Source organism: Kitasatospora sp. YST-16, from assembly GCF_026802215.1.
GTDB classification, from domain to species: Bacteria; Actinomycetota; Actinomycetes; order Streptomycetales; family Streptomycetaceae; genus Kitasatospora; species Kitasatospora cineracea.
Map to the genome: position 1 here is coordinate 1,063,292 of NZ_CP113837.1, position 25,335 is coordinate 1,088,626.

The 25,335-nt window shown below is 75.4% G+C and carries 19 protein-coding genes; 15 read left to right on the forward strand and 4 right to left on the reverse strand.

All coding sequences use genetic code 11. From position 1 onward, the window contains the following. The first annotated feature begins 450 nt into the window (after positions 1-450). Together OU787_RS04905 and ptsP are read left to right on the forward strand one after the other, a co-directional pair. Entirely contained in the window at positions 451-900 is a 450-nt protein-coding gene (locus OU787_RS04905; RefSeq protein ID WP_030464622.1) for a PTS sugar transporter subunit IIA, read from the forward strand. Positions 901-940: 40 nt separating this feature from the next. Next, entirely contained in the window at positions 941-2,611 is a 1,671-nt protein-coding gene (gene ptsP / locus OU787_RS04910; RefSeq protein ID WP_268658645.1) for a phosphoenolpyruvate--protein phosphotransferase, read from the forward strand. Between the two features lie 78 nt (positions 2,612-2,689). Here the strand turns inward: ptsP and OU787_RS04915 are convergent, their stop codons facing one another. Beyond that, positions 2,690-4,726, reverse strand: a complete 2,037-nt coding sequence (locus OU787_RS04915) for an acetoacetate--CoA ligase (RefSeq protein WP_268658646.1) — start codon at positions 4,724-4,726, stop codon at positions 2,690-2,692. Between the two features lie 156 nt (positions 4,727-4,882). On the opposite strand from OU787_RS04915, the gene OU787_RS04920 reads away from it, so the two are divergent. Further along, entirely contained in the window at positions 4,883-6,454 is a 1,572-nt protein-coding gene (locus OU787_RS04920) for a phytoene desaturase family protein (protein WP_268658647.1), read from the forward strand. 21 nt (positions 6,455-6,475) lie between these two features. On the opposite strand, the gene OU787_RS04925 is transcribed toward OU787_RS04920, so the two are convergent. Next, positions 6,476-7,027, reverse strand: a complete 552-nt coding sequence (locus OU787_RS04925) for an NUDIX domain-containing protein (protein ID WP_030464724.1) — start codon at positions 7,025-7,027, stop codon at positions 6,476-6,478. Positions 7,028-7,269: 242 nt separating this feature from the next. Between OU787_RS04925 and OU787_RS04930 the strand changes: the two genes are divergently transcribed. From OU787_RS04930 to OU787_RS04960, 7 genes are all read left to right on the forward strand, one after another. Beyond that, a complete protein-coding gene (locus OU787_RS04930; protein WP_232795251.1) occupies positions 7,270-7,551 on the forward strand; it encodes a hypothetical protein in 282 nt (93 codons plus the stop codon). A gap of 243 nt (positions 7,552-7,794) precedes the next feature. After that, on the forward strand, positions 7,795-8,766 hold the full coding sequence (locus tag OU787_RS04935) for a UbiA family prenyltransferase (protein WP_030464403.1): 972 nt from the start codon (positions 7,795-7,797) through the stop codon (positions 8,764-8,766). A gap of 143 nt (positions 8,767-8,909) precedes the next feature. Next, positions 8,910-10,595, forward strand: coding sequence for a class I adenylate-forming enzyme family protein (locus OU787_RS04940; RefSeq protein ID WP_268658648.1), 1,686 nt, complete (start codon positions 8,910-8,912; stop codon positions 10,593-10,595). 66 nt (positions 10,596-10,661) lie between these two features. After that, entirely contained in the window at positions 10,662-12,125 is a 1,464-nt protein-coding gene (locus tag OU787_RS04945) for a protoporphyrinogen/coproporphyrinogen oxidase (protein WP_268658649.1), read from the forward strand. Positions 12,126-12,136: 11 nt separating this feature from the next. Continuing rightward, positions 12,137-12,928 carry a class I SAM-dependent methyltransferase gene (locus OU787_RS04950; RefSeq protein ID WP_268658650.1) on the forward strand — a complete coding sequence of 264 codons (792 nt, stop codon included), beginning with the start codon at positions 12,137-12,139 and terminating at the stop codon, positions 12,926-12,928. Positions 12,929-13,032: 104 nt separating this feature from the next. Then, on the forward strand, positions 13,033-14,532 hold the full coding sequence (locus OU787_RS04955) for a CoA transferase (protein WP_268661805.1): 1,500 nt from the start codon (positions 13,033-13,035) through the stop codon (positions 14,530-14,532). Between the two features lie 105 nt (positions 14,533-14,637). Next, positions 14,638-16,260, forward strand: coding sequence for a class I adenylate-forming enzyme family protein (locus tag OU787_RS04960; protein ID WP_268658651.1), 1,623 nt, complete (start codon positions 14,638-14,640; stop codon positions 16,258-16,260). A gap of 79 nt (positions 16,261-16,339) precedes the next feature. Here OU787_RS04960 and OU787_RS04965 read toward each other — a convergent pair whose 3' ends face one another. Both OU787_RS04965 and OU787_RS04970 read right to left on the reverse strand, forming a co-directional pair. Further along, the gene (locus tag OU787_RS04965; protein ID WP_268658652.1) at positions 16,340-17,479 is read right to left on the reverse strand and encodes a DegT/DnrJ/EryC1/StrS family aminotransferase; all 1,140 of its coding nucleotides are present in this window, start codon (positions 17,477-17,479) and stop codon (positions 16,340-16,342) included. A 7-nt stretch (positions 17,480-17,486) separates the two neighbouring features. Next, the gene (locus OU787_RS04970) at positions 17,487-18,656 is read right to left on the reverse strand and encodes a DegT/DnrJ/EryC1/StrS family aminotransferase (RefSeq protein ID WP_268658653.1); all 1,170 of its coding nucleotides are present in this window, start codon (positions 18,654-18,656) and stop codon (positions 17,487-17,489) included. A gap of 289 nt (positions 18,657-18,945) precedes the next feature. Between OU787_RS04970 and OU787_RS04975 the strand changes: the two genes are divergently transcribed. Genes OU787_RS04975 through OU787_RS04995 form a run of 5 tightly spaced genes read left to right on the forward strand, consistent with a single transcriptional unit; the run spans position 18,946 to position 25,178 of the window. After that, positions 18,946-20,007: a hypothetical protein gene (locus OU787_RS04975; protein ID WP_268658654.1), complete on the forward strand. Its 1,062-nt coding sequence runs from the start codon at positions 18,946-18,948 to the stop codon at positions 20,005-20,007. After that, the gene (locus tag OU787_RS04980) at positions 20,004-21,095 is read left to right on the forward strand and encodes a sugar phosphate isomerase/epimerase family protein (protein WP_268658655.1); all 1,092 of its coding nucleotides are present in this window, start codon (positions 20,004-20,006) and stop codon (positions 21,093-21,095) included. Before OU787_RS04975 ends, OU787_RS04980 begins: the two co-directional genes overlap by 4 nt. Beyond that, complete coding sequence (locus OU787_RS04985; protein WP_268658656.1) at positions 21,085-22,476, forward strand: M20/M25/M40 family metallo-hydrolase; 1,392 nt, start codon at positions 21,085-21,087, stop codon at positions 22,474-22,476. Before OU787_RS04980 ends, OU787_RS04985 begins: the two co-directional genes overlap by 11 nt. Before the next feature lie 57 nt (positions 22,477-22,533). Continuing rightward, positions 22,534-23,673, forward strand: coding sequence for an Ldh family oxidoreductase (locus OU787_RS04990; protein ID WP_268658657.1), 1,140 nt, complete (start codon positions 22,534-22,536; stop codon positions 23,671-23,673). Continuing rightward, positions 23,670-25,178, forward strand: coding sequence for a Gfo/Idh/MocA family protein (locus tag OU787_RS04995; protein WP_268658658.1), 1,509 nt, complete (start codon positions 23,670-23,672; stop codon positions 25,176-25,178). Before OU787_RS04990 ends, OU787_RS04995 begins: the two co-directional genes overlap by 4 nt. Positions 25,179-25,335 lie beyond the last annotated feature (157 nt).

Consider the following 25,335-nt stretch of genomic DNA (forward strand, 5'->3'; position numbering starts at 1 on the left):
TTCTTTCGTGTTTCCAGCCTACCAGACCGTTTACTCGGCGTTGACCGGAGCTTTACTTGCCTGACTTGCTCTGTTTACCGCCGTTGCGCGGCGACCTGAGCAACCATAGCGGGTCGGCGGCCGAGTGCCTAATCGAGGCGGGGTGGAGTCACCCGGTTGGGCTCGCGGAGAGTGGGCGGGCGGGGCGGGTGGGGGGTCACTCGGATGCCGTAGAGTGCGGCGGGTCGGCCAAGAGGACTAGACCACTTGCGGGCGGTGGGGTTGGCGGGGATGGTGCGGGGCGGTCGGTTCGTGTGCGGCTCGGTTGGGGTGGGAGGGGATCTTCACTCGGGCGGCTGGTGGGCGTTATGACATGAGATGTCCGAAGTTGACGTAATTTGGGTTCAGTCGATCAATGGGCCGCTGCCCCGCGGCCGCACGCGATGTACTCCGTACCTGGGAGGCTCCACCATGACCACTGTTACGTCGCCGCTTGCCGGTCGCGCTGTCGGCCTCGCCAACGTTCCCGACCCGGTGTTCGCGGGAGCCATGGTGGGGCCGGGGACGGCCATCGATCCGTTGCGGGAGCCGATCGAGGCGGTGGCTCCGGTGGACGGGCAGGTGGTGTCGATGCATCCGCACGCGTTCGTGGTGATGGACGAGAACGGGCACGGGGTGCTGACGCACTTGGGGATCGACACGGTGCAGCTCAATGGGGAGGGGTTCGAGCTGTTGGTGCACAAGGGGGACCGGGTGCAGCGGGGGCAGCCGGTGATCAAGTGGAATCCGGCGGCAGTGGAGGCGGCGGGGAAGTCGCCGATCTCGCCGATCGTGGCGCTGGAGGCGTCGGCGGAGCAGTTGAGTGGGGTGGCGGAGTCCGGTGAGGTCACGGCCGGCGGCGAGCTGTTCATCTGGAACTGACGGAACGTACGGCGACTGACGGCGAAGGGGTTTCGGAACCATGGAGCGGACGCTGCGGGGCGTGGGGGTCAGTCACGGGGTCGCCATCGGGCAGGTGCGGCACATGGGGACGGCGGTGCTGGAGCCGCCGGTGACCCAGGTGTCGGCGGAGCAGGTGCCGCGGGAGCAGGCCCGGGCGCAGGCGGCGGTGGATGCGGTGGCCGCGGACCTGGTGGCGCGCGGGAACCTGGCGGGGGGTGAGGCGCAGGCGGTGCTGGAGGCGCAGGCGTTGATGGCGCAGGACCCGGAGCTGCTGGCGGACGTGAACCGGCGGATCGAGTCGGGGAGCAGTGCGGAGCGCGGGGTGTACGACGCGTTCGCGGCGTACCGGGAGCTTCTGGCGGCGGCGGGTGAGTACCTGGCCGGGCGGGTGGCGGACCTGGACGACGTGCGGAACCGGATCGTGGCGCGGCTGTTGGGGGTGCCGATGCCGGGGGTGCCGGACAGTGACGAGCCGTACGTGCTGCTGGCGCGGGACCTGGCGCCGGCGGACACGGCGTTGCTGGATCCGTCGCTGGTGCTGGGGTTCGTGACGGAGGAGGGCGGGCCGACGTCGCACAGCGCGATCCTGGCGCGGGCGATGGGGGTGCCGGCGGTGGTGGCGCTGGCGGGGGCGACGGGGTTGGCGGAGGGGGTGGTGGTGGCGGTCGACGGGGGTTCGGGCGAGGTGCTGGTGGAGCCTTCGGCGGAGCGGCAGGAGGAGTTGCGGCGGCAGGCGGCGGAGCGGAAGGCGGCGCTGGCGGCTTCGAGCGGGCCGGGGCGGACGTCGGACGGGTTCATGGTGCCGTTGCTGGCGAACGTGGGCGGGCCGGCGGACGTACCGGCGGCGTTGGAGAACGGGGCGGAGGGGGTCGGGCTGTTCCGGACCGAGTTCCTGTTCCTGGACGACTCGGCGAAGGCGCCGGGTGAGGACAAGCAGGTCGAGGCGTACCGGAAGGTGCTGGAGGCGTTTCCGGGGGGTCGGGTGGTGGTGCGGGTGCTGGATGCGGGGGCGGACAAGCCGTTGGAGTTCCTGACGCCCGGGGACGAGCCGAATCCGGCGCTGGGGGTGCGCGGGTTGCGGACGCTGTTGGAGCACCCGGAGGTGCTGCGGTCGCAGTTGCGGGCGTTGGCGCGGGCGGCGGAGGGGTTGACGGTGCGCCTGGAGGTGATGGCGCCGATGGTGGCGGACGGGGTGGACGCGCGGGCGTTCGCGGCGGCCTGCCGGGAGGTGGGGCTGGACGCCAAGTACGGGGCGATGGTGGAGATTCCGTCGGCCGCGCTGCGGGCGGCGGCGGTGCTGCGGGAGGTGGAGTTCCTGTCGCTGGGGACGAACGACCTGGCGCAGTACGCGTTCGCGGCGGACCGGCAGGTGGGGTCGTTGGCGCGGTTGCAGGATCCGTGGCAGCCGGCGCTGCTGGACCTGATCGCGGCGGCGGCGGACGCGGCGAAGGCGGCCGGGAAGAGCTGCGGGGTGTGCGGGGAGGCGGCGGCGGATCCGCTGCTGGCGTGCGTGTTGACGGGGCTGGGGGTGACCAGTCTGTCGATGGGGGCGGCGTCGATCCCGTACGTGCGGGCGGCGTTGGCGCGGGCGTCGTTGGCGCAGTGCCAGCGGGCGGCGGAGGCGGCGCGGGCGGCGGACACGGCCGAGGAGGCGCGGGCGGCGGCGGAGCAGGTGCTGTCCGGGCAGTAGGAGGAGGGGTGTGGTCTCCCGAGGGGTCCCGCTGCTGCCGTGGGGGGTGGCAGCGGGGCCCCTCGGGGCCTTGTGCGATCAGGACTGCTTGCGGGTGGTGGCGAGCTGTTCGAAGAAGCGCAGGTGGTCGAGGTTGTCGACGGAGCCGGGGTTGACGGCCTGGGTGAGGGGGGTGCCGCCGAGCAGGCGCTTGACGGGGACTTCGAGACGCTTGCCGGTGAGGGTGTGCGGGAGGCCCGCGACGGTGATCACCTCGTCGGGGACGTGGCGCGGGGAGAGTTCGGTGCGCAGCGAGGTGCGGATCCGGGCGGTGAGGTCGTCGTCGAGTGCGGCGCCGGGGGCGAGGACGACGAACAGCGGCATCCAGTAGCCGCCGTCGGGCTCTTCGAGGCCGATGACCAGGGACTCGGCGATCTCGGGGAGGCGTTCGACCACCTCGTAGATGTCGGCGGAGCCCATCCGGACGCCCTGGCGGTTGAGGGTGGAGTCGGAGCGGCCGTGGATGACGACGGTGCCGCGGGAGGTGGCGGTGATCCAGTCGCCGTGGCGCCAGGTGCCGGGGTAGGTGTCGAAGTAGCTGTCGTGGTAGCGGTGGCCGTCCGGGTCGTTCCAGAAGCCGGTGGGCATGGACGGGAGGGGCTTGGTGACGACGAGTTCGCCGACGGTGTCGGTGTGCGGGTGGCCTTCGGTGTCCCAGGACTCGACGGCGGCGCCGAGGCAGGGGGCCTGGATCTCGCCGAGGTGGACGGGGAGGGTGGGGACGCCGCCGACGAAGCAGGAGCAGACGTCGGTGCCGCCGCTGACCGAGGCGAGCCAGAGGTCGGACTTGACCTCGTCGTAGATCCACTGGAAGCCGTCGGGCGGGAGCGGGGAGCCGGTGGTGCCGAGGCAGCGGACGGCGGAGAGGTCGAGGTCGCGGCCGGGGTGCAGGTCGGCCTTGCGGCTGGCGATGACGTAGGCGGCGGAGGTGCCGAGGACGGTGGCGCGGGTGCGGGCGGCGACGGACCAGAGGGCGCCGGTGTCGGGGTGTCCGGGGCTGCCGTCGTAGGTGACGATCGTGGTGCCGGTGAGCAGGCCGGCCAGCAGGAAGTTCCACATCATCCAGCCGGTGGACGTGTACCAGAGGAACCGGTCGTCGGGGCCGAGGTCGAGGTGGAGGGCGGCCTGCTTGAGGTGTTCGACCAGGATGCCGCCCTGGCTCTGCACGATGGCCTTGGGGAGGCCGGTGGTGCCGGAGGAGTAGAGGACCCAGAGGGGGTGGTCGAAGGGGACGGGTTCGAAGACGGGGGTGGTGTCGGAGGAGACGAGGTCGTCGTAGGAGAGGGTGCCTTCGGGGGCGGGGGTGTCGAGGAGTGGGACGTGGATGACGGTGGTGAGGGTGGGGAGTTCGCGGCGGAGTTCGGCGACCACCTCGGTGCGGTCGTGGTCCTTGCCGCCGTAGTGGTAGCCGTCGACGGCGAACAGGACGGTGGGTTCGATCTGCTGGAGGCGGTCGAGGACGCTGCGGGCGCCGAAGTCGGGGGCGCAGCTGGTCCAGGTGGCGCCGACGGCGGCGGTGGCGAGGAGGGCGACGGCGGCCTGCGGGATGTTGGGCAGGTAGGCGCTGACGCGGTCGCCGGGGCGGACGCCGTTCGCGCGCAGTGCCGCGGCGAGGGAGCCGACCTGGCGGCGGAGTTCGGGCCAGGTGGTGGCGACCGGCTCGGTGGTGCGCTCGTCCAGGTGGAGGATGGCGGGGCGGTCGGCGTTGGCCGGGTCCTCGGCGGCGCGCAGGGCGTGCTCGGCGTAGTTGAGGGTGGCGCCGGGGAACCACTTCGCGCCGGGCATGGTGGCGGGTTCGGCGAGGACGGCGGTGGGCGGGGTGTGGAAGCGGACGTCGAAGTACTCGGTGACGGCCGTCCAGAAGCGGGTGAGGTCCTCGGTGGACCAGCGGTGGAGGTCGGCGTAGCGGGTGGCGGCCTCGGCGTCGGTGGTGACCGGGGCGAGCGGGGCGGCGGGGGCTCCGTGGTGGGCGGCGGCCCAGCGCTGGAAGTCGACCAGGCGGCTGGCGGCGGCGCGGGCCGGGTCGGGGCGCCACAGCGGTTCGAGGTGGTCCTGGGGGGTCGGAGGGGTGCTCACGTGGTGGTCTCCAGGCCGGGGTGGGGACGGCTGGGCTCGTGGCGGGGCCGTCCGTGGGTGCTGACGGTGCTGACCATGCCACGTGATCGTCCGGGGGTCCAGGGTCACGCGGTCGGGGTGCTGGTGGGTGCTGGTGGGAGGTGGTAGACCGGCGGGATGACGGTGGCTTATGACGTGGTGATCGTGGGTGGCGGGCACAACGGGCTGGTGGCGGCCGGGTACCTGGGGCGGGCCGGGCTGCGGGTGCTGGTGCTGGAGCGGTCGGGGCACCTGGGCGGGGCGGCGGTGTCGGAGCGGGCGTTCGCGGGGGTGGACGCGCGGCTGTCGCGGTACTCGTACCTGGTGAGCCTGTTGCCGCGGCGGATCCTGGCGGAGCTGGGGGTGCGGGTGGAGTTGCGGCGGCGGCGGATCTCCTCGTACACGCCGTGGGAGCGGGACGGGCGGGTCGGGGGGTTGCTGGTGGACGGCGGGGACGAGCGGCGGACGGCCGAGTCGTTCCGTGAACTGACGGGTGGGGAGCGGGAGTTCGCGGCGTGGCGGGAGTTCTACGGGATGACCGGGCGGGTCGCGGAGCGGGTGTTCCCGTCGTTGACGGAGCCGTTGCCGTCGCGGGCGGAGCTGCGGGCGCGGGTGGACGATCCGGTGGCGTGGGGGGAGTTGTTCGAGCGGCCGTTGGGCGAGGCGTTGGAGCGGCGGTTCGCGGACGACGTGGTGCGGGGGGTGGTGCTGACGGACGCGCTGATCGGGACGTTCTCGCACGCGCACGATCCTTCGCTGCGGCAGAACCGGTGCTTCCTGTACCACGTGGTGGGCGGCGGGACGGGTGACTGGGACGTGCCGGTGGGCGGGATGGGGGCGGTGACCGGGGCGCTCGCGGAGGCGGCGCTGGCGGGCGGGGCGGAGCTGCGGACGGGGTGCGAGGTGGTGGCGGTGGACCCGGGGGGTGCGGCGGGGCCGGCCGAGGTCGGGTACCTGGACGCGGACGGGGTGCAGCGGCGGGTGGGGGCGCGCTGGGTGCTGTGCAACGCGGCGCCGGCGGAGCTGGAGCGGCTGGTGGGTGGCGGGGGCGGCGGGGAACCCGCGCCGGAGGGGGCGCAGCTGAAGGTGAACATGCTGCTGCGCCGGTTGCCGCGGCTGCGGGACGGGGCGGTGGACGTGCGGGACGCGTTCGGGGGGACGTTCCACATCGCGGAGTCCTACCGGGAGCTGGAGGGGGCGTACCGGGACGCGGCGGCGGGGCGGCTGCCCTCCCCCGCGCCGTCGGAGATCTACTGCCACTCGCTGGCGGACCGGTCGATCCTGGGGCCGGGCGTCCCGGCGGGGGCGCAGACGTTGACGCTGTTCGGGCTGCAGCTGCCGGCCCGGCTGTTCGCCGGGGATCCGGAGGGGGTGCGGGAGGCGGCGCTGGCGGGGGTGCTGGCGGCGTTGGACGGGGTGCTGGCGGAGCCGTTGGCGGACTGCCTGGCGGTGGACGGGGAGGGACGGCCGTGCCTGGAGGTGCGCGGGCCGCTGGACCTGGCGGCGGACCTGCGGCTGCCGGGCGGGAACATCTTCCACCGGGACCTGGCGTTCCCGTTCGGGGGCGGGGACGAGGGCCCGGACGTGGGGCGGTGGGGGGTGGGGACCGGGCATCCGCGGGTGCTGGTGTGCGGGGCCGGGGCGGTGCGCGGGGGCGGGGTGAGCGGGATCCCGGGGCACAACGCGGCGATGGCGGTGCTGGGGCGCTGACCGGCCGGGCCCGGAGCGGGTTCAGAGGCGCAGGTACTCGCCGTCGAACCAGGCGCGGGCGACCCGGGTGTGGAAGGGGAAGGCGAGCGGGGTGTCGGCGGTGGCGAGCTGCCAGCCGTCGGTCTCGTCGGTGGGGACGGAGGGCGGCAGGTCGGCCAGGTTGCGGGCGGGGAGGAGGGCGAACAGGCAGAGGAAGCCGCCGAGGGTGTCGGAGTCGGTGGCGACCAGGCGGGCCTCGGCCGGGTCGGCCAGGATGCCGGTCTCCTCGCGCAGTTCGCGGACGGCGGCCTGCTGCCAGCTCTCGCCGTAGTCGATGTAGCCGCCGGGCAGGGCGAGCAGGCCGTAGCCGGGTTCGATGGTGCGGCGGATGACGGTCAGCCGGGTGTCGCCGTCGGGGTGGTGGATCGGGAGCAGTGCGACGGTGACCGGGAGCGGGTTGCGGTAGCTGATCTCGTGGCAGCCGGGGCAGGTGCGCGGCCAGGCCGTGGTGCCGGCCGGGTAGGGCGTCCCGCACCAGTGGCAGTGGGTGTTGGGGCCGAAGGGGGCGGGGCGGGCGGACGGCTGGGTCGTCATGGGGGCGATGGTAGTCCGGGCGGATGGCGGGCGGGGTGGAGTCGGGTGGACCGGGGGCGGGGGCGTGCGGGGGTGCGGTCGGCGCGGGGCGGGCGGGGGTGCGGTCCGGCCGGGCGGGTGAATCCGGTGGGCGGCGTTGGAATTCGGAGGTGTGCGCACGGTAGCGATGGGGTGGTCCCGTGAAGGGCACGGGAGTTGACTGTTCATTAAGGATGATTGTGCGAGCGATTCTGGTTTCCCTGATGGCTGCGGGTTCGGTGCTCGGACTGGCGGCGCCCGCTCCGGCGGCCGGGGGCCCGGCGGTCGGCGACGTGGTGGTGTTCTCGACCGAGGCGCAGCCGCTGGACACCTACGTCGACCCGGCCGGATGTCAGCAACTTCCCACGTTGGCACACGTGTTGACCAACCAGACGGACCGGCCGGTGAAGGTGTACGGCAACCCGTTCTGCCTCGGCCCGTCGGTGGTGGTGCAGCCGGGTTACGGGACGCACGTGCCGGGCGGGGCGGGGAGTTTCTCCGCGTAGTACGGAATTGCGGAAAAGCGGTCGGATGATCGCACGGGCGGTCGACGGAAAAGCCGATCGCCCGCTTTTTGTCTGATGGCAGGAATGCGGCCGAACGGTCGCACTGTGTCATGATGACGAGCGCCGACTCCTCGTCCGTCGCGGCGAATTGGCGCACCGTCAGCGCGGTCGGCCCGTTGTCTCCGGCCCCCCGCGGCAGTCGCGTCCCGGGTTGCGGCCGCCGTCGAGAGGACTGCGTTTCCCGTGGAGCACGTCGCACTTCCCGCTGCCTCCGAGGCGGCCCCGATCCCCTGGCGGGCGTACGCCAGGCTGGCCAAGCTCGACATCTGGGACTACTACCTGAGCGTCCCGCTGGTGGCCGCGATGGTCCTGGCCTCGGGGGCGGGTGGCGGGGCCGGGACGGTCCTGGTGGTGCTGGTGCTGTTCCTGGCGGGCGAGGTCGCCATGAGCGCGGCCATGTGCACCTTCGACGACGTCACCGGGTACCGGGACGGCAGCGACGCGGTGAACTACGGGCCGGACGCGCCCGCCCGGCGGCTGGCCCGGAAGCCGCTGGTGGCCGGGACGCTGACGGAGCGTCAGGCTATCCGGTTCGGGTGGGCGGCGGTCGCGGCCTGCGTGCTGTGCTGGGCGGCGGCCGTCGCGGCGGCGCCCGCCCGGCCCTGGTGGGCGGTGGCCGGGACGGCGGCGCTGGCGGTGTTCGGGTTCCAGTACACCTGGTGGCTGCGGATCAGCTACAACGGCTTCCAGGAGTTCTTCCTGGCCGCACTGGGCTGGTTCTTCGTGCTCCCGCTGTACGGGCTGCTGACCGGGCGGTTCGACGGGTTCGCGGTGGTGCAGGCGCTGGTGTTCGGGCTCGGCCCGCTGCTGTTCGGCGTGTACTCCAACACCAACGACATCCCCGGCGACCGGGCGGTGGGCCGGAAGACCGCCGCGGTGCTGCTCCCGCCGCGCGGCAACGCGGCGTTCGTGGCCGGGTGTTCGGCGCTGGAGGCGGTGCTGCTGGTGGGCTCGGCGGCGGTCGGGGTCGCGCCGTGGTGGTTCCCGCTGGTGATGGCGCCGGTGATCGCGCTGCGGGCCCGGCAGTGGGTGCTCGGGTTCGTCCGCGGCGAGATCCTGCTCGCCCGCCGGCTGGGGATCCACCTGCACCGGGTGTGCTGCGCGCTGCTGGTCGGCGTGGACCTGGGCCTCGCGGTGTTCGGCGGTGGGCTGTGACCGGCGGGGCTGTGACCGGCGGGGCGGGACGCAGCGGGACGGGGCGCAGCGGGACGGGGCGCAGCGGGACGGGGCGCAGCGGGACGGGGCGCAGCGGGACGGGGCGCAGCGGGACGGGGCGCAGCGGGATGGGGCGCAGCGGGATGGGGGTGTTGTTCGGGCGGCTGCCGTTGGACCTGGGGCCGCTGTTCGACACGCTGGCCGAGCAACGTCCTTCGGTGAACGTCCAGTTGGGGCGTCCGCTGGACCTGGCGCCGGAGCGGGGCACCGCGTACGACACCGGGCAGGTGGCCGAGCTGGTACGGGAGACCGCGGCCTGGCTGGTGGCGGCCGGGGCCGGGCCCGGGTCGTCGGTGGCGGTCGTCAAGCGCAACCACTGGGACTACGTGCTGCTGGCCTGCGCGGCGGCCCGGATCGGGGCGGTGCCCGCGCTGCTGTCGGACCGGGTGCCGCCGGACGGGCTGGCGGCGCTGCTGCGGCGGCTGCGGCCGGACGTGCTGGTCACCCAGCGGGACGTGCTCGGCGGGGCGCGGGCCGCCGGGGTGGAACTGACCGCGCTGGCCGGGCGGACGGTCTGCCTGGACGGGCCCGCCGAGGGCGCGCTGGCGGTGGACGACCTGCGCGGCGGGCCGGTGCCGGCGGTGCGCGGGCGCGGGGAGGACGAGCCGCTGGCGGTCATCCACACCTCCGGCACCACCGGCGTCCCCAAACTGGTGGTGCACTCCACCCGGACGCTGATCCGGCGGCTGTCGGCGTTCGAGGCGCGCCCCTGGCCGGTGCTGTCGGTGCGCCGCGCGGACACCGTGGCCAGCGCCGTCTCGTTCGCCCACGGGCGGGCGCTGACCTGGACCGTCAGCGCGTTCTGGCGGGCCCCGCGGACCGTCGTGCTGCTGCCCGACTCGGACCCGTCGACGGCCGCCGCGCTGCTGCGCAGCCACCCGCCGACCGTCATGGAGGCGCTGCCGTCCAGCTACGTGCGCTGGCAGGCGCTGGCGGAACCGGCGGCGGGGTCGGCTGGGTCGGCAGGCTCGACGGGGGCCGCGGGGTCGACGGGGGCCGCGGGGGCCGCGGGGTCGAATCCGTTCCGGGACGTGCGGCTGTTCATCTCGACCTTCGACGCGATGCACCCGCCGACCGTGCGGACCTTCCTGGACGCCACCCGGCGGCGGCATCCGCTCTGGATGCAGGGGTGGGGGCAGAGCGAGACCGGGCCGCTGAGCTTCCGGTTCCTGACCCGCGGGGCGCTGGCCGGGCCCGCCGGGCGGCACCCCACCACCCGCGACCTGGGGCGGCCGGTGCCCGGGTGGGTGCGGGTGAAGGTCGCCGACCCGGCCCGGCCCGGCCGGACGGTGCCGCCCGGCGAGACCGGGATGCTGTACGCCCGCACCGGGGCGCTCTGCCTCGGCTACCTGGGCGAGCCGGAGCGGTGGGGGCGCAAGCTCGACCGCGGCTGGTTCAACACCGGGGACCTCGGGGTGCGCACCCGCGACGGCCGGGTCCTGGTGCTCGACCGGGAGGTCGACATGGTGCCCGGGATGAGCTGCGTCGAGATCGAGGACGTGCTGCACGAACGGCTCCCCGACGTCGAGGAGGCCGTCCTGCTGTCGGTGGCCGACGGCCGCCCGCAACCGGTGCTGGTCACCGCGGACGGCGGGCTCGACCCGGCGCGCTGGCGGGACGCGGTGCGCGACCTGCCGCCGCTGGCCGAACCGCTGGTGGTCGGCTGGGACGCGGTGCCGCGGACCGCCACCGGGAAGGTGCGGCGGCACGAGCTGCGGGCCCGGGTGCTGGCCGGCAGTGCCGGGATCGGGACCGGGCAGTGGACGTGAACGCGGCGGGGAAGGGCGGGAGTTGACGTGACGAGGGCGGAGGGCGCAGTGGGTGCAGTGGGCGCAGTGGGCACGGAAGACGGCTGGGACGCGGCGGGCGGTTCGGGCGAGGTCGATGTCGCGGTGGTCGGGGCGGGGATCGCCGGGCTGGCCGCGGCGCACCACCTGGTGGCGGCCGGGCGGTCGGTGCGGGTCTTCGAAGGGGGCGACCGGATCGGTGGGCGGATGGCCTCCAGCCGGGTGGACGGGTGGCTGCTCGACGAGGGCGCGGAGACCATCGCCGGGGCCGGGTACGAGGCGACCTGGGAGCTGATCCGGGCGGTGGGCGTGCCGGAGTCCGAGGTGCCGGTGATCGAACCCGGGTTCGCGCTGTGGCGGCACGGGCGGGCGCACGCCCACCTCGGGCACCCGAAGGGCCTGCTGACCGGCGCCGGGCTGTCCTGGCGGGGACGCTGGGCGTGGCTGCGCTTCGTCGCCGAACTCGGCACCGCCTGGCGGGGGTTCGACCCCGACCGGCCGGAGACCGCGCCCAGCCGGGACGCCACGCTGAGCGAGTACTGCGCCGGCTCGGCGGGGCGGGAGGAACTGCTCGCCGCGATGCTGCAACCGCTCTCCAGCCACTGCTTCGGCTGGCGGCCGGAGAGCTCGGCCGTCGCCCCGATGGTGGCCACCCTGCTGTCGGTGGGCGGGGCCGGAGCGCGCTGGATGACCTACCGGGACGGGATGGACACGCTGGCCCGCCGGCTGGCCGAACGGCTGCCGGTGGAGCTGGGGCGGCGGGTGACCGCCGTCCGGGAGGAGCCGGGCCCGGGGGCGGCCGGCGTGCGGGTGGAGTTCGCGGACGGGACGCGGGTGCGGGCCCGGCAGGTGGTGCTGGCGGTGCCCGCGCCGCTGGCGCTGGAGTTGCGCGGGGACGACCTCCCGGACGGGGAGCGGCCGTACCTGGCGGCGAGCACGTACGCGCCGATGCTCAAGGTGGCCTGCCTGCTGGACCGGCCGCTGCCCAGTCCGACCGGGGCGCCGAGCTACGCGATGTCGGTGCCGGAGAGCGAGAGCCGGGTCTGCACCGGGCTGATCCTCGACCACCTGAAGGCGGACGGGCGGGCACCCGCGGGGAAGGGGCTGGTCAGCGTGTTCGCCTCGCCGTGGGTCTCCCCCGAGCTGCTGGGCGAACCGGACGAGCGGGTGGTGGAGACGCTCTGCGCAGAGGCCGAGCGCTTCCTGCCCGGCCTGCGGGCGGCCACCGTCCGGACCCTGGTGCACCGCTTCCCGCTCGGGCTGCCGCAGGGGGCGCCGGCGGCCGTCCGGGAGCGGGCCGCGTTCCTGGACCGGCCGACCCGGGCGGTGGAGTACGCCGGGGACTGGATGATGCTGCGGCCGAGCAGCGAGGGGGCGGTGCGGTCGGGGAAGCTGGCGGCGGAGCGGGTGCTCGCGCACGCGGCGGGGGCGGGGGCAGGGGCGGGTGCGGGGGCCGCTTCGGTTTCGGTTTCGGCTCCGACTTCGGTTTCGGCTTCGGTGGGGCGGGCGTGAGGGGCGGGGCGGTGCGGGAGGCCGGGGGGTCGTACCTGTTCGACAACGGGAGTGCGCACGCGGCCGGGCAGCACCGGTGCCTGGCGGCGTGGCTCGACCCGATCAGTGTCGGCCGGCTGCGGGCGGGCGGGGTCGGGCCCGGGATGCGGTGCCTGGACGTGGGCGCCGGGGCGGGGAGCGTCGCGGTCTGGCTGGCCGAGCAGGTCGCGCCCGGGGGCTCGGTGGTGGCCACGGACCTGGTGCCGCTGCCGGTGCCTCCCCGGCCCGGGCTGGCGGTGCGGCAGCACGACGTGGTGCGGGACCCGCTGCCGGAGGAGGCGTTCGACCTGGTGCACGTCCGGCTGGTGCTGTCCCATCTGCCGGAGCGGGAGGCGGTGTTGGCGCGGCTGTTCGCCGCGCTGCGGCCCGGCGGGGTGCTGCACCTGCTGGAGTTCGACGCCGAGTACGCGCCGGTGCTCACCGTCCCCGACGAGCGGGCCCGGGAGCTGTACGAGCGGTACCAGCAGGCGAAGTTGCGGGCCTTCCGGGCCCGCGGTTCGCACCAGGGGTGGGGGCGGGAGTGCGCCGGTGCGCTGGTGCGGGCCGGGTTCGTCGAGGTGGAGGCGGAGGCCCGGATCGGCACGCTCGCGCCCGGGACGCCGCAGCTGGAGATGCAGTTGCACAACACCTGGCACCTGCGGGAGGCACTGCTGCGGGAGGGGCTGACGGAGGACGAACTCGCCGAGCTGCGCGGGCTGTTCGGCGACCCGCGGTTCCGGGCCTGCTCGAACGTGGTGTACGCGGTACGCGGGCGGCGGCCGTGAGCGGCGGGCGGGCGGCGGCCGTGGGTGGCGGGCCGGGCCTGCTTGCGGCGCTGCGGCCGGTGGTGGCGCGGGAGGTGGCGGCCGGGCTGTTGCGCGGGTGCGGGATGGGGGTGGTGGAAGGTGAACTGCTGGAGGTGGGCGGGGAGTTGGGCTGCAGGATCTCCTGGGCCGGGCCGTTGGGGCTGGCTCTCGGCAGTGAGGCGGACGTCCAGGCGGCGTGCGGGGTGATGCACGTGCACGGCCGGCGGTACGGGGCGCCGACGCCGTTGCGGGTGGACTTCGCGTCGGTGGCGGCCGGGGTGCTGGCCGCGACGGGTGCGCTGGCGGCGCTGCGGGCGCGGCGGTTCGGGGCGGCGTACCGGGAGGTGGGGGTCTCGGTGGCGCAGGCCGCGCTGTTCGGGCTGGCGCAGTACCTGGCGGCGGCGACCGCCCCGGACCGGGAGTGCGCGGATCCGTCCGGGGTGGGCGGGCCGCCGTTCGTCGCGGCGGACGGGGTCCGGTTCGAGCTGGAGGTCCTGGCGGCGGACGGCTGGCTGCGGTTCTGGTCCGAACTCGGCGTCGGGCGACGGGTGGTGGGCCGGGCCTGGCTGCCGTTCCAGGCCCGGTACGGGACGGCTTCCTGCCCGCTGCCCGAGGAGCTGTTCGCGGCGACGCGGGCGGTCGGCTACCGGCGGCTGGTGCGGATCGCGGCCGGGTGCGGGGTGGAGTTGACGGTGGCGGCGGCGCGGCCGGCCGTGCTGGGCGGGCTGCCGTGGCGGCTGCGGGCGGGCGGGGTCGCGGGGCCGGTCCGGGAGCCCGAATTCGGGTTCGGGAAGGGGCCGTTGAGCGGGGTCCGGGTGGTGGAGATCGCCCGGCGGGTCCAAGGGCCGGTGGCCGGGCGGGTGTTGGCACTGCTGGGGGCCGAGGTCGTGCGGGTCGAGCCGGTGGGCGGGGACCCGCTGCGCGGGGTGCCGCCGATGACGGTATCGGGTGGCGGCGGGGTGGCGGTGTCGGCGCGGTTCGCGGCGCTCAACCGCGGCAAGGGGGTGCTGGAGGCGGACCTGCGCAGTACGGAAGGGCGGTCTGCGGTACGGGAGTTGGTGCGGGGGGCGGACGTGCTGCTGCACAGCCTGGCGCCCGCGAAGGTCGCCGGACTGGGGCTGGACGCCGCGGCGGTCGCCGCGCTGCGCCCCGGCCTGGTGTACGCCCAGGCCAGCGGCGGCGGGCCCGGGCTGAGCACCGACTACCCCGTGCAGGCGCACTCCGGTCTGGCCGCGCTGCTGGCGCCGGACGGGCTGCCGCCGCGGCCCACCCTGCTGACCGTCTGCGACGTGCTGGGCGGGCTGGTCTGCGCGGCGGGGACGGTGGCGGCCCTGGAGGCTCGTGAGCGGACCGGGCGGGCGCAGCACGTCGAGTCCTCGCTGCTGTCGGCGGCGCGGCTGCTGTGCGGGGCGGCGAACCGGGCGGGCGGGGCGAACGCGGCGGGTGGGGTGGGCGGTGACGGCGGGGCGGCGGTGTGCACGGATCTGGCCGTCCTGGCGCGGGACCCGCGGGTGGCGGCGGCGCTGGAGTTCGGGGCGGACGGGTGTGCGTTCGTCCGCGCGCCGTGGGAGTTCGGGGCGTGAGCGGGCGGTGACGGCGCCGCGGTGACGGGGCGCGGGTTGGCGATGGGTTCGGCGGATCGACGGATGACGGGAGTGGTGGCTGTGACGTGGGTTTCGGTGGCTGGGGTGGAGTTTCCCGACCGGGTGGGGCGGGGGCTGCGGAAGGAGTGGGTGCGGCGGGGGTGGTGTCCGGGGCGGGGGCTGTACGAGTTGTTCGAGGAGCGGGTGGCGGCGCACGGCGGGCGGGTGGCGGTGGTCGACGGGGGCGGGGAGCTCTCGTACGCGGAACTCGGGCGGCAGGTAAGGGGGTTGGCGGCCGGGTTGGCGGCGCGGGGGGTGCGGCCGGGGTCGGTGGTGGGGGTGAAGGTGCCGGCCGATCGGCGGGCGTTGGCGGTGGATCTGGCGGTGGCGGCGCTGGGGGCGGTGGTGTTGCCGTGCACGCCGGGGCACGGGCGGCGGGACCTGCTGGCGGTGTGGGGGACGGCGCGGGTGGATGCGGTGGTGACGGTGCCGGAGTGGAAGGCGCTGGTGGACGGGTTGCGGCCGGAGTTGCCGGATCTGCACGAGGTGGTGGTGCTGGGGGCGGAGCCGTGGCCGGAGCAGTCGGGGTGGGCACCGGCGGTGGTGGACGCGGAGGCGCCGGCCCGGATCCTGCTGTCCTCGGGTTCGGAGGCCGTGCCGAAGCTGATCGCGTACTCGCACAATGCGCTGGCCGGGGGGCGCGGGCGGTACGTGGAGCGGGTGTTGGGGACGGAGGACGGTGCGCCGCCGCGGGCGCTGCTGCTGGTGAGCCCGGCGACGGCGTACGGTTCGCTGGCGGTGGTGGCGCTGGTGCGGTGCGGGGCGACCGTGCTGCTGCCGGGCGGGGACCGGTTCGATCCGGCGGAGGCGCTGGCGGCCGTGGGGCGGTGGCGGCCGACCCACCTGGCGGCGGTGCCGACCATGTTGCGCCGGATGGCGGAGCAACTGCCGGTGCCGGGTGAGGACTTGTCCTCGTTGCAGGCGGTGGTGTCGAGCGCGGCGGCGCTGTCTCCGGCGGTGCTGGGTGCGGCCCTGCGGCGGTTCGGGTGCCCGGTGGTGAACGTGTACGGGGCCAGCGACGGGCTCAACTGCCATGCGCGGTGGACGGATCCGGACGGTGACGTGCTGCGGGTGGGCCGGCCGGATCCGACGGTGGCGGAGTTCCGGGTGTGCGGGCCGGACGGGCGGCCGGTGCCGGCGGGAGTGCCGGGCGAGTTGCAGGCGCGCGGGCCGATGACGCCGCTGTGCCACGTCGGGGAGCCCGAGTTGGACGCCCGGCTACGGGTCGACGGGGGCTGGGTCCGCTCGGGCGACCGGGGGGTGCTGGAGCCGGACGGTTCGCTGCGGGTGCTGGCCCGGATCAAGCAGACGGTGAACCGGGGCGGGGTGTCGATCTCCACGGCGGAGGTGGAACGGCTGCTGGAGGGGCACCCGGAAGTGGTGGAGGCGGTGTGCGTGCCGGTGCCGGACCCGGACCTCGGCGAACGGATGTGCGTCTGCGCGGTGCCGCGCGGGGACAGGCTGGTGCTCGGCGAACTGACGGTGTTCCTGGCCGAGTTGTGCGGCCTGGAGCGGTACAAGCTGCCGGAGCGGCTGGTGCTGCTGGAGCAGCTGCCGGTGGGCGCGTCGGGGAAGCCGGACCGGCGGGTGATCGCGGAGCTGGCGGCGGCGGCCGGGCGGGAGGCGGTGGGAACGGAGGCAGTGGAGACGGTGGAGGCGGTGGGCTGAGAGCGCCGGGCGGGCGGCAGTTGCAGCTCGGCAAGGCCGGTGGGGCGCCCCGTGGCTCGCGGGGCGCCCGTCGGCGGGATCAGGTGGGGAAGGTGAGGACCGCGGTGGTGATCCGCTCGACCTCGGCGTCCGTCAGGTGCGGGTAGACCGGCAGGGAGAGGCACTGGCGGGCCGCCCGTTCGGCGTTCGGCCAGTGGCCGCCGGGGGCGGCGGCGTGGGCGAACGCGGGCTGGTGGGGCAGGGGTTGGGGGTAGTAGACGTGGCCGTCGACCTGGTGGGCGGCGAGGTGGCGGTGGAGGTCGTCGCGGCGCTCGGCAAGCAGGGTGTAGACGTAGTAGCAGCGTCCGTTGGTGCCGGGCGGGGGCGGGAGGATGCCGCGGGTGGCGAGGGGGGTGAAGTGCCGGGTGTAGTGGGCGGCGATCTCGGCGCGGCGGGCGAGGCGGGCGGCCAGGCCGGGGTGGCGGCGGAGTTGGAAGGCGGCCAGGATCTCGTCGAAGCGGCTGTTGAGGCCGACCAGGTGGTGGCGGAAGCGGTGCGTGCCGTCCTGGCCGTGGTTGCGCAGCATCCGTACGGTGCGGGCGAGTTCGGGGTCGGATGTGACGACGACGCCGCCTTCGCCGGGGCCGCCGAAGGACTTCACCTGGACGAAGGAGAAGACCCCGGCGTCGCCCCAGGTGCCGGCCGGGCGGCCGTCCAGGACGGCGCCCTGGGCGACGGCGGAGTCTTCGATCAGGCGGAGGCCGTGCCGGGTGGCGAGGGCGCGCAGGCGTGGCATGTCGGCCATCACGGAGAACATGTGGGCGGGCATCAGGGCCTTGGTGCGGGGGGTGATCAGGGCCTCGGCCGCGTCCGGGTCGATGACCAGGGTGTGCGGGTCGATGTCGGCGAAGACCGGGGTGGCGCCGACGCCGAGGACGGTGTTGGCGAGCGGGGCACAGCCGAAGGCCGGGACGATCACCTCGTCGCCGGCGGTGATGCCCATGGCGCGCAGGATCAGGGTGAGGGCGGTGGTGCCGCTGCCGCAGGCGATGACGTCTCCGGCGCCGAGGTCGGTGCGCAGCAACTCCTCGAAGCGGGCGGTGCGTTCGCCGAGGATGAAGCGCTGGGCGGGGTCGGTGGCGATCTCGCGGACGGTGTCGAGCAGCAGGTCGCGGTCGTCCTCGAAGAGGTCGGGCGGGAAGAACGGGATGGTGGTGGTGGCGGCGGTCGTGGTGGTCATCGGCGGGTCAGCGCTGCTTTCCGTGCTGGAAGTCGCGGACCAGGTCGCTGACCAGGTCCAGTTGGTGGTCGGCGAGGTCGGGGTAGAGCGGGAGGGCGAGGGCGCGGCCGCAGGCGGCTTCGGCGTGCGGGAACTCGCCCGGGCGGTGGCCGAGTTCGGCGAAGCAGGGCTGGAGGTGCAGCGGCGTCGGGTAGTAGGTCTCGGTCTGGACGCCGTGCCGGGCGAGGTGGTCGGCGAGTGCGTCGCGGTGGTCGGACTCGACCAGGTAGACGTACCAGACGGGGTCGGTGGCGGCGCCGCGGTCGACGACGGTGGGCAGGGTGAGGCCGGGGGTGCCGGTCAGGCGTTCGGTGTAGCGGGCGGCGAGGGTGGCGCGGCGGGCGATGTCCTGGTCGGCGCGGCCGAGTTTGGCGAGCAGGACGGCGGCCTGGATGTCGTCCATCTTGCTGTTGGTGCCGAGGAGTTCGGTGGGGCGGTTGATGGTGGGGAAGTCGTCCAGGGTGCGGCCGGTGCGGCCGTGGTGGCGCATCGCGGAGACGGCTTCGGCGAGGGCGGGGTCGTCGGTGAGGACGGCGCCGGCGTCGCCGATCGCACCGAGGGTCTTGGTGGGGAAGAAGGAGAGCACGCCGCCGGCGCCGTGCAGCCCGGCGTGGACGCCGTCCCAGCGCATGCCGAACGCCTCGGCGCTGTCCTCGACGACGGTCAGGCCGTGCCGGTCGGCGACGGCCAGCAGGGCGCGCAGGTCGGCGAGTTGGTGGAACAGGTGGACCGGCATGACCATCCGGGTGCGGTCGGTGCGGACGGCTTCGACGCTCGCCGGGTCGAGGCTGTACGTGACCGGGTCGATGTCGGCGAAGACCGGGCGGCCGCCGGCCAGCACCACCGAGGTCGCGGAGGCGACGAAGGAGTAGGCGGGGACGATCACCTCGTCGCCGGGACGCAGGCCGGCCGCGCGCAGCAGCAGGACCAGGGCGTCGGTGCCGCTGTTGACGCCGATCACGTGCCGGGCGCCGGTCCAAGCGGCGAGGGCGGCCTCGAGTTCTTCGACCTTCGGGCCGTGCGAGTACTTGCCGCGGTCCATGAGTTCGTCGAGGTAGCGCCGGGTGGTGGGCCAGAGCGATTCGAAGGTCTCGGCCTGGGTGAAGAAGGAGACGCCCGGGGAGGTGGTGGCACCCATAAATCCCTCATCGGATGGTATGGATCAGGCGGATCGAAAGGTCCGTGCCCGAATCTGCCGGGCACCCGAATCTATGCCGACCGCACCCCCGTCCACCCCGGCCGGCAAGCGGGTTCACTCCTTCGAATGGCCTGCCGGAAAAGCGATTTGACGCCCGATCGGATTGCCGCCGAAGTGCTGATTGAATACCGGGCGAAGCAGCGCCGACCGCGGCACCGACCGCACCGCCGCGACCCGGAAGGAATGACACCCCGCCATGCCGAACGGACTCGGGACCTTACTCGTCGGAATGGGACGGGCCGGAGACGGACTCCACCTCCCGGTGCTGCGCCGCCTGCGCGGCGCGCCCGGCACCGCGCGCCTGTTCGCCGCCGCGCCGATCCTCGCCGTCGACCCGTACCGGCGCCCCCGGGCGGCCGCCGACCTGCGCCCGACCACCCTCGCCGAGGCGCCCCGGCTGCTCGACCCGGAGCGCACCGTCGTCCACCTGTGCACCCCGCCCACCGAGCGGGTCGCCGCCCTGGACACCCTTGGCCGGCTGGGCTACCGGCGGGTGCTGCTGGAGAAGCCGGTGGCCGCCGACAGCCGCGGCCTGGACGAGTTGCTCGCGCTGCGCGACCGGTACGGGCTGGACCTGGCGGTGGTCGCCCAGTGGCTGGGCAGCCGCCTCACCGGCCGGCTGCGCGCGCTGCTCGCCCAGGACGCGTACGGGCCGCTGCGCACCATCCACGTCGTCCAGCGCAAGCCGCGGTTCTCCCGCTCGCTGGCCGGGGGCGGCCATCCCACCGCCTTCGACATCGAGCTGCCGCACTCGCTCGGCCTCTGCCTCGCCCTCGCCGGGCCCGGCGAGGTGACCGGCGCGGGCGGCACCGACATGGTGGTCGACGGGCAGGTGCTGCCCCGGCTCGGCACCGCCTGGCTCAACCTCCAGCACCGCGGCGGCGCGTGGACCCGGATCCGCTCCGACCTCACCTCGCCGGTCCGCGAGCGCCGGGTCACCCTGGAGCTCGCCCGCGGCACCCTGATCGGCCACTTCCCCGGCAGCGAGGCCGACGCGTACGCCCGGCTGACCGTCATCGACCGCGACGGCGAGAGCACCGAACTGCTGCACGACGACGCGCTGGGCGGCTTCCTGGAGCACATCTACGGGTACTACGCGGCGGACGGCGGGCGGCGCGGCGCGCACCCCGACCTGGCGGTCAACACCGAGGTGGTGCGCCTGCTCGACCGGGCCAAGGCGATCGCGGCCGGTGGTAATGGTGACGGTGGTGGTGGCAGCAGTGGTGGCGTAGGCGGTGGTGCGGCAGGGGGCGGCGCGGCCGGGGTGCTGCGGGCGGTGATGAGCCGGTGAGCGCCCTCCGCAAGGGCGGCCGGACCAGGCGGCGGCGGGCGAACCGGACGCCGGTGGCCCGGCGGCCGGCCGAACGGTCCGGCGGGACGGCCGGCCAGTTCGGCGGGGCGGCCGTCCGGTTCGGCGGGATCGGCGACGAGGCCGCGCCCGACCTGGCCGGACAGCTCGACGCGCTGGAGCAACTCGGCTGGCACGAACTGGAGTTGCGGACGGTGGACGGCGTCTGGATCGCCGATCTGCCGGTCCGGCAGGTCACCGCCCTCGCCCGCACCCTGCGCCGGCGGGGCGTCCGGGTCTGCGGCATCGCCTCCCGGGTCGGCAACTGGGCCTCCGACATCACCGGTGACCACCGCCGGGAGGACCTGGAGCTCGACGCGCTCGCCCTGCGCGCCGCGGTGCTCGGCACCACCCGGATCCGGGTGATGTCCTACCCCAACGGCACCGGCCTGCCGGAGCCCGAGTGGCGCCGCCGGGTGCTGGCCCGGCTGCGCGGCGTCGCCGCCGGTGCGCACCGCGGCGGGCGGCTCGCGCTGCACGAGAACTGCGCGGGCTGGGCCGGGAGTTCGGCCGAGAAGGCGCTCGACCTGATCGCCTCGGTGGACAGCCCCGGGCTGCGCCTGCTGCACGACACCGGCAACGGGATCGCGTACGGCTACGACGGGTTCGAGCTGCTGCGCCGGACCGCCGGACACGTCGACCACGTGCACGTCAAGGACGCCGTCGGCAGCGGCCCCGACACCCGGTACGTGCTGCCCGGCACCGGCGACGCCCGACTCGCCGAGTCCCTGCGGCTGTTGACCGCACGCGGCTGGCGCGGGGTGTGGTCGCTGGAGCCGCACCTGGCCACCCGGCCGCACGAGGGCCTGGCGGCGGACGGCCGCACCGACAGCGGATTCGTCGCCGCCGGGCGGGCGTTGACCGCCCTGGTGGAGCGCGAGGTGCTGCCGCACTCCCCCGGCTGGCGCCTCGTCCCGGGCGGGCTGGCGCTGGACCTTCCGGCGTCCCGACCGGCGTCCCGATCGGCGTCCCGACCGGTGGGCACGGACGTGGGGGCGGCTCGGGAGGAGGCGGTGTCCGATGCCCGGTGAGGCGGTGGCGTCCGGGGCCGGGACGGTGGAGTGCGCGCAGGCGCCGGACGAAGCGCAAGCGGCGGCCGGGCTCCCGGCGAGCGAGCTACCGGTGGCCGAACTCTTTTCAGGCGAGCGAGAGTTGCTGCTCGAACTGCTGCGCCTGCCCACCGCCGGCCCGCTGGAGACCGGCCCCGGCGCGCCGTTGCCGCTGCTGCCCGAGGCGCTGGACGTGTATGCGCGGGCGGCGGCCGGTCGCGGGCTGGTGGAGTTGTACCGCGGTGCGCCCGGGATGGGCGAACTGGCAGGCGAAGACGCGCCGTTGACGGTACGTCAGGCCGTGGACGAGGTGCCCGGGTTCCTGGAGTGCCAGCCGAGCCTGGTGCTGCGGCTGGGACCGGAGCTGCCCCGGGCGGCGACGGTGATGTTCAACGTGCACCTGGACACGGTGGCCGGGCCGGAGCCGGTGGGGTTCGACGGGCGGCGGTTCACCGGGCGGGGCGCGATCGACGCCAAGGGCCCGGCGGTGGCGCTGCTGGCCGGGATCCGGGCGGCGGTGGCGGCGGAACCCCGGGTGGGCCGCGAGGTCGGGGTGCTGGTGCAGGCGGTGTCCGGCGAGGAGGGCGGCGCGATGGGCGTGTTCGGCACCCGTCCGCTGGTCGGGGCCGGGTACGTGGGCGCGCTGAACGTGTTCTGCGAGCCGACCGGCCTGCGCTACCTGCCCCGGGCCACCGCCGCCGCCACCGCCCGGCTGCGGGTGCGCGGCGAGGACGCGATCGACGACTGCCCGGGCGCGGGCCACAACGCGACGGTGCTGCTCGGCTTCCTCGCCCAGTACCTGGCCCGGGAGTTGGGCCGCCGACCCGGTCCGCGCGACCCGGTCTGCGTGGCGGGCCTGGGCACCGGCCCGCTGCACAACCGGGTCTACGGCAGTGGCGAGCTGCTGCTCAACCTCCCCTACCGGGACGCGGGTTCGGGCCGCCGGGCGGCGGCCGAGGTGGAGGCGGCGGTCCGTTCCGGGCTGGACGCGTTCCGCCGCGAGTTCGCCGAGCTGCCGGAGTTCGCCCGGACGGCCGCCGACTGCGCCCGGATCACCCGGCTGGACTGGCCCAAGCGCGGCCTGCCCGTCCTGGACAACCGGCATCCGGAGTTCGAGGACCTGCTGTCCCGGCGGGCCGGCATCCCCCGGATGCCGGACGCGGAACCGGCGTTCACCTGCGACGCGATCTGGACGGCCGGTCTGCCGGACGACGCGTTCACCGTGGTGCTCGGCCCCGGCGACCTGGGCGCCAACCGGGCGCACGCGGCAGGCGAGTTCGCCGAGGCGGCCCAGCTCGACGCCTTCGCCTCGGCGGTGGCCCGGCTGCTGGTGGCCTTCGCCCGCCACCGTCGCCGCCCCTGATCCCCCCGATCCCCCGTCCTTTCGTCGTCCGAAGTCCCTGTCTGGAGGCTGTTCCCCGTGACCACCGTGGCGTCCGCGCCCAGTGCCGCCGGCACCGTCCGCGTCCCGTACGCCGATCTGATCCGTTTCACCACCGAGGTGTTCACCGCGCACCGGTTGCCGCCCGAGCGGGCCCGGGCGGCGGCGGAGGCGCTGTGCTACGGCGACGCCGCCGGGATGGACTCGCACGGGCTGGCCAACCTGGGGCGGCTCTACCTGCCGCTGCTGGCGGAGGGCCGGGCCGATCCGCTGGCGGAGCCGGAGGTGGTGGCGGACCGGGGCGCGGCGGTGCTGGTGGACGCGGGCGGGGCGCTCGGGCTGTGGCAGGCCGGGGCGGCGATGGAGCTGGCCGCGGAACGGGCCGAGCGGCACGGGATCGGGCTGGTGTCGGTGCGCCGGGCCACCCACTTCGGCTGTGCGGGGCACCACGCGGCGCGGGTGACCGGCCGCGGGATGATCGGGCTGCTGGCGTCGAACTGCGGCCGGCAGCGGATCGCCCGGCCGCCGGGCGGTGCGGTGGCGCTGCTGGGCACGAACCCGTGGAGCGTGGCCGCTCCGGCGGGTGAACTGCCGCCGTACGTCCTGGACATGAGCACCACGGCGGTGCCGACCGGCCGGGTCCGGGCGGCCGAGCGGGCGGGCCGGTCGATCCCGGAGGGGTGGCTGGCGGGGCCGGACGGACGGCCGGTGACCGATCCGGGCGCGTTCGACCGGGGCGAGGCGCACCTGCTGTGGCTGGGGTCCGGTTCGGGCGGCGAGTTCAAGGGCTTCGGGCTGGGCCTGATGGTGGAGGTGCTGGCCGCGCTGCTGCCGGGAGCAGGCCTGGGCCCGGAGCCGGCCGCGCTGGACGGCGACGGCCGGCCGTCCGGGCGGGACGACGACATCGGCATCTTCGCGCTGGCGATCGCCCCGGCGACGCTGCGGGACGCCGAGCAAGTGGCCCTGGACGCCCGGACCTTGTTCGGGACGGTGCTGGACTGCCCGCCCTCGGTGGGGAGTTCGGACCCGGTGGCGTACCCGGGCTGGCACGAGGCCCGGCGGACCGCCGAGTCGCACCGCGACGGGGTGCCGCTGGCCGCCCCGCTGCTGGCCGAACTGGCGGTCATCGCCGAGCAGTTCGGCATCCGCCCGGTGGCGGGGACGGAGGCCGGGCGGTGAGCGGGCTGCGGTTCGGGGTGATCGGGCTCGGGGTGATCTCGCGGTTCTACCTGGCCGCGCTGGAGCGGGTGCCGGGCGTGCGGCTGGCGGCGGTGTGCGACCGGGACGCGGCGGTGCTGGAGCCGTTCGGCGACCGGGTCGCGTGCTTCACCGACCACCGGGAGCTGCTGGCCGCGGGCGGGCTGGACGCCGTCGTGGTGACCGTCCCGAACGACCTGCACCTGGCGATCTGCCGGGACGCGCTGCGGGCGGGCCTGCCGGTGTGCGTGGAGAAGCCGCTGGCCCTGCGGGCCGCGGAGGGCGAGGAGTTGGCGGCCCTGGCGGCCGAACGGCGGGTGCCGCTGTTCACCGCCTTCCACCGTCGGTACAACGCGGCGGTGCGGGAGTTGTGCACGGCGGTCGCCGAACAGCCCTTGCCCGTACGGTCGGTGACGATCCGCTACTTCGAACTGATCGAGGAGCACGTCGGCCGGGACCGCTGGTACCTGGACCCGGAGCGGTGCGGCGGCGGCTGCGTGGCCGACAACGGCCCGAACGCGTACGACCTGCTCCGGCTGCTCGCGGGCCGGATGGAGCTGACCGGCGCGGAGGTGGTGCGCGACGGCGGCGGGGTCGACCGGTACGCGGTGCTGGAGCTGGCGGGCCCCGGCGGGGTGCGCGGACGGATCGAGCTGGACTGGTCGTACCCCGGCGAACTCAAGGACGTCGCGGTGGAGTTGGCGGACGGCACGGTGCTGCGGGCGGACCTGCTGGCCGGGCACCAGGGCTTCAAGCAGTCGCTCTGGCACGAGTACGAGGGCATCGTCGGCGAGTTCGCCGGGCTGCTGGGCGGCGACGACAGCGGCGGCGGAGACGGCAGCGGCGGTGCGGCGGCGGCCGGCCCGGCGGAGCGGGGCCCGGACGGGGTGGACGCGCTGCGGGTGGTCGAGGCGGCGTACCGGGCCGAGTCCGGAGCCACCGGGGCCGGGTCGGCCGGGCGGACGGACGGACGCGAACACGGGCGCGGGCACGGTCATGGGCACGGGTGCGGGTGCGGGTACGCGGGCGGAGGTGCGCGGATGAGCCGGGAGCGGGTGGCGGAGCTGCCGGTGCCGGTGCCGGTGCGCGAGAACGGGCCGAAGCGGACGGTGACCGGCACGCTGGTGAAGGTGCTGCTGCACAGCCGGACGGAGCGCGGGATGAGCCTGGAACCGTTCGCCAGCCGGTGCGTCCGGGCAGGCGAGGTGCACGAGCTGGTGACCACCGACCAGCGGGACACCGCGGCGGGGGCCCGGATCGACCGGGTGGGGTTCCTGGGGTTCGCGGAGGTCGCGGTGGCGGGGGTGCTGGACCGGGGCGACGAGGTGTTCGTCGGCGAGCACCGGGTGGGCACCGTGCTGGGCTTCGACGCCTGCCACTTCCCGAACCACTACAACGTGCTGATCGCGGCCGACCACCTGCTGACCGGCGAGAAGCTGGACCTGCGCCCGGAGCTGCCGGTGCGGTTCGTCCCGGCCGAAGGCTGAGCCCCCCGGAGGTCCGGCCGAAGGTCCGGCCGGCCGGGGAGCTGGGCGACGACGAGAGGGCCCGGAGCGGGGGGCGCCATCCCCGTTCCGGGCCCTTCGACCGTCGGTAGCCGTCAGCGGCCGTCAGCGGCAGTCGTCCTGCCGGCCGCGCCGGTCA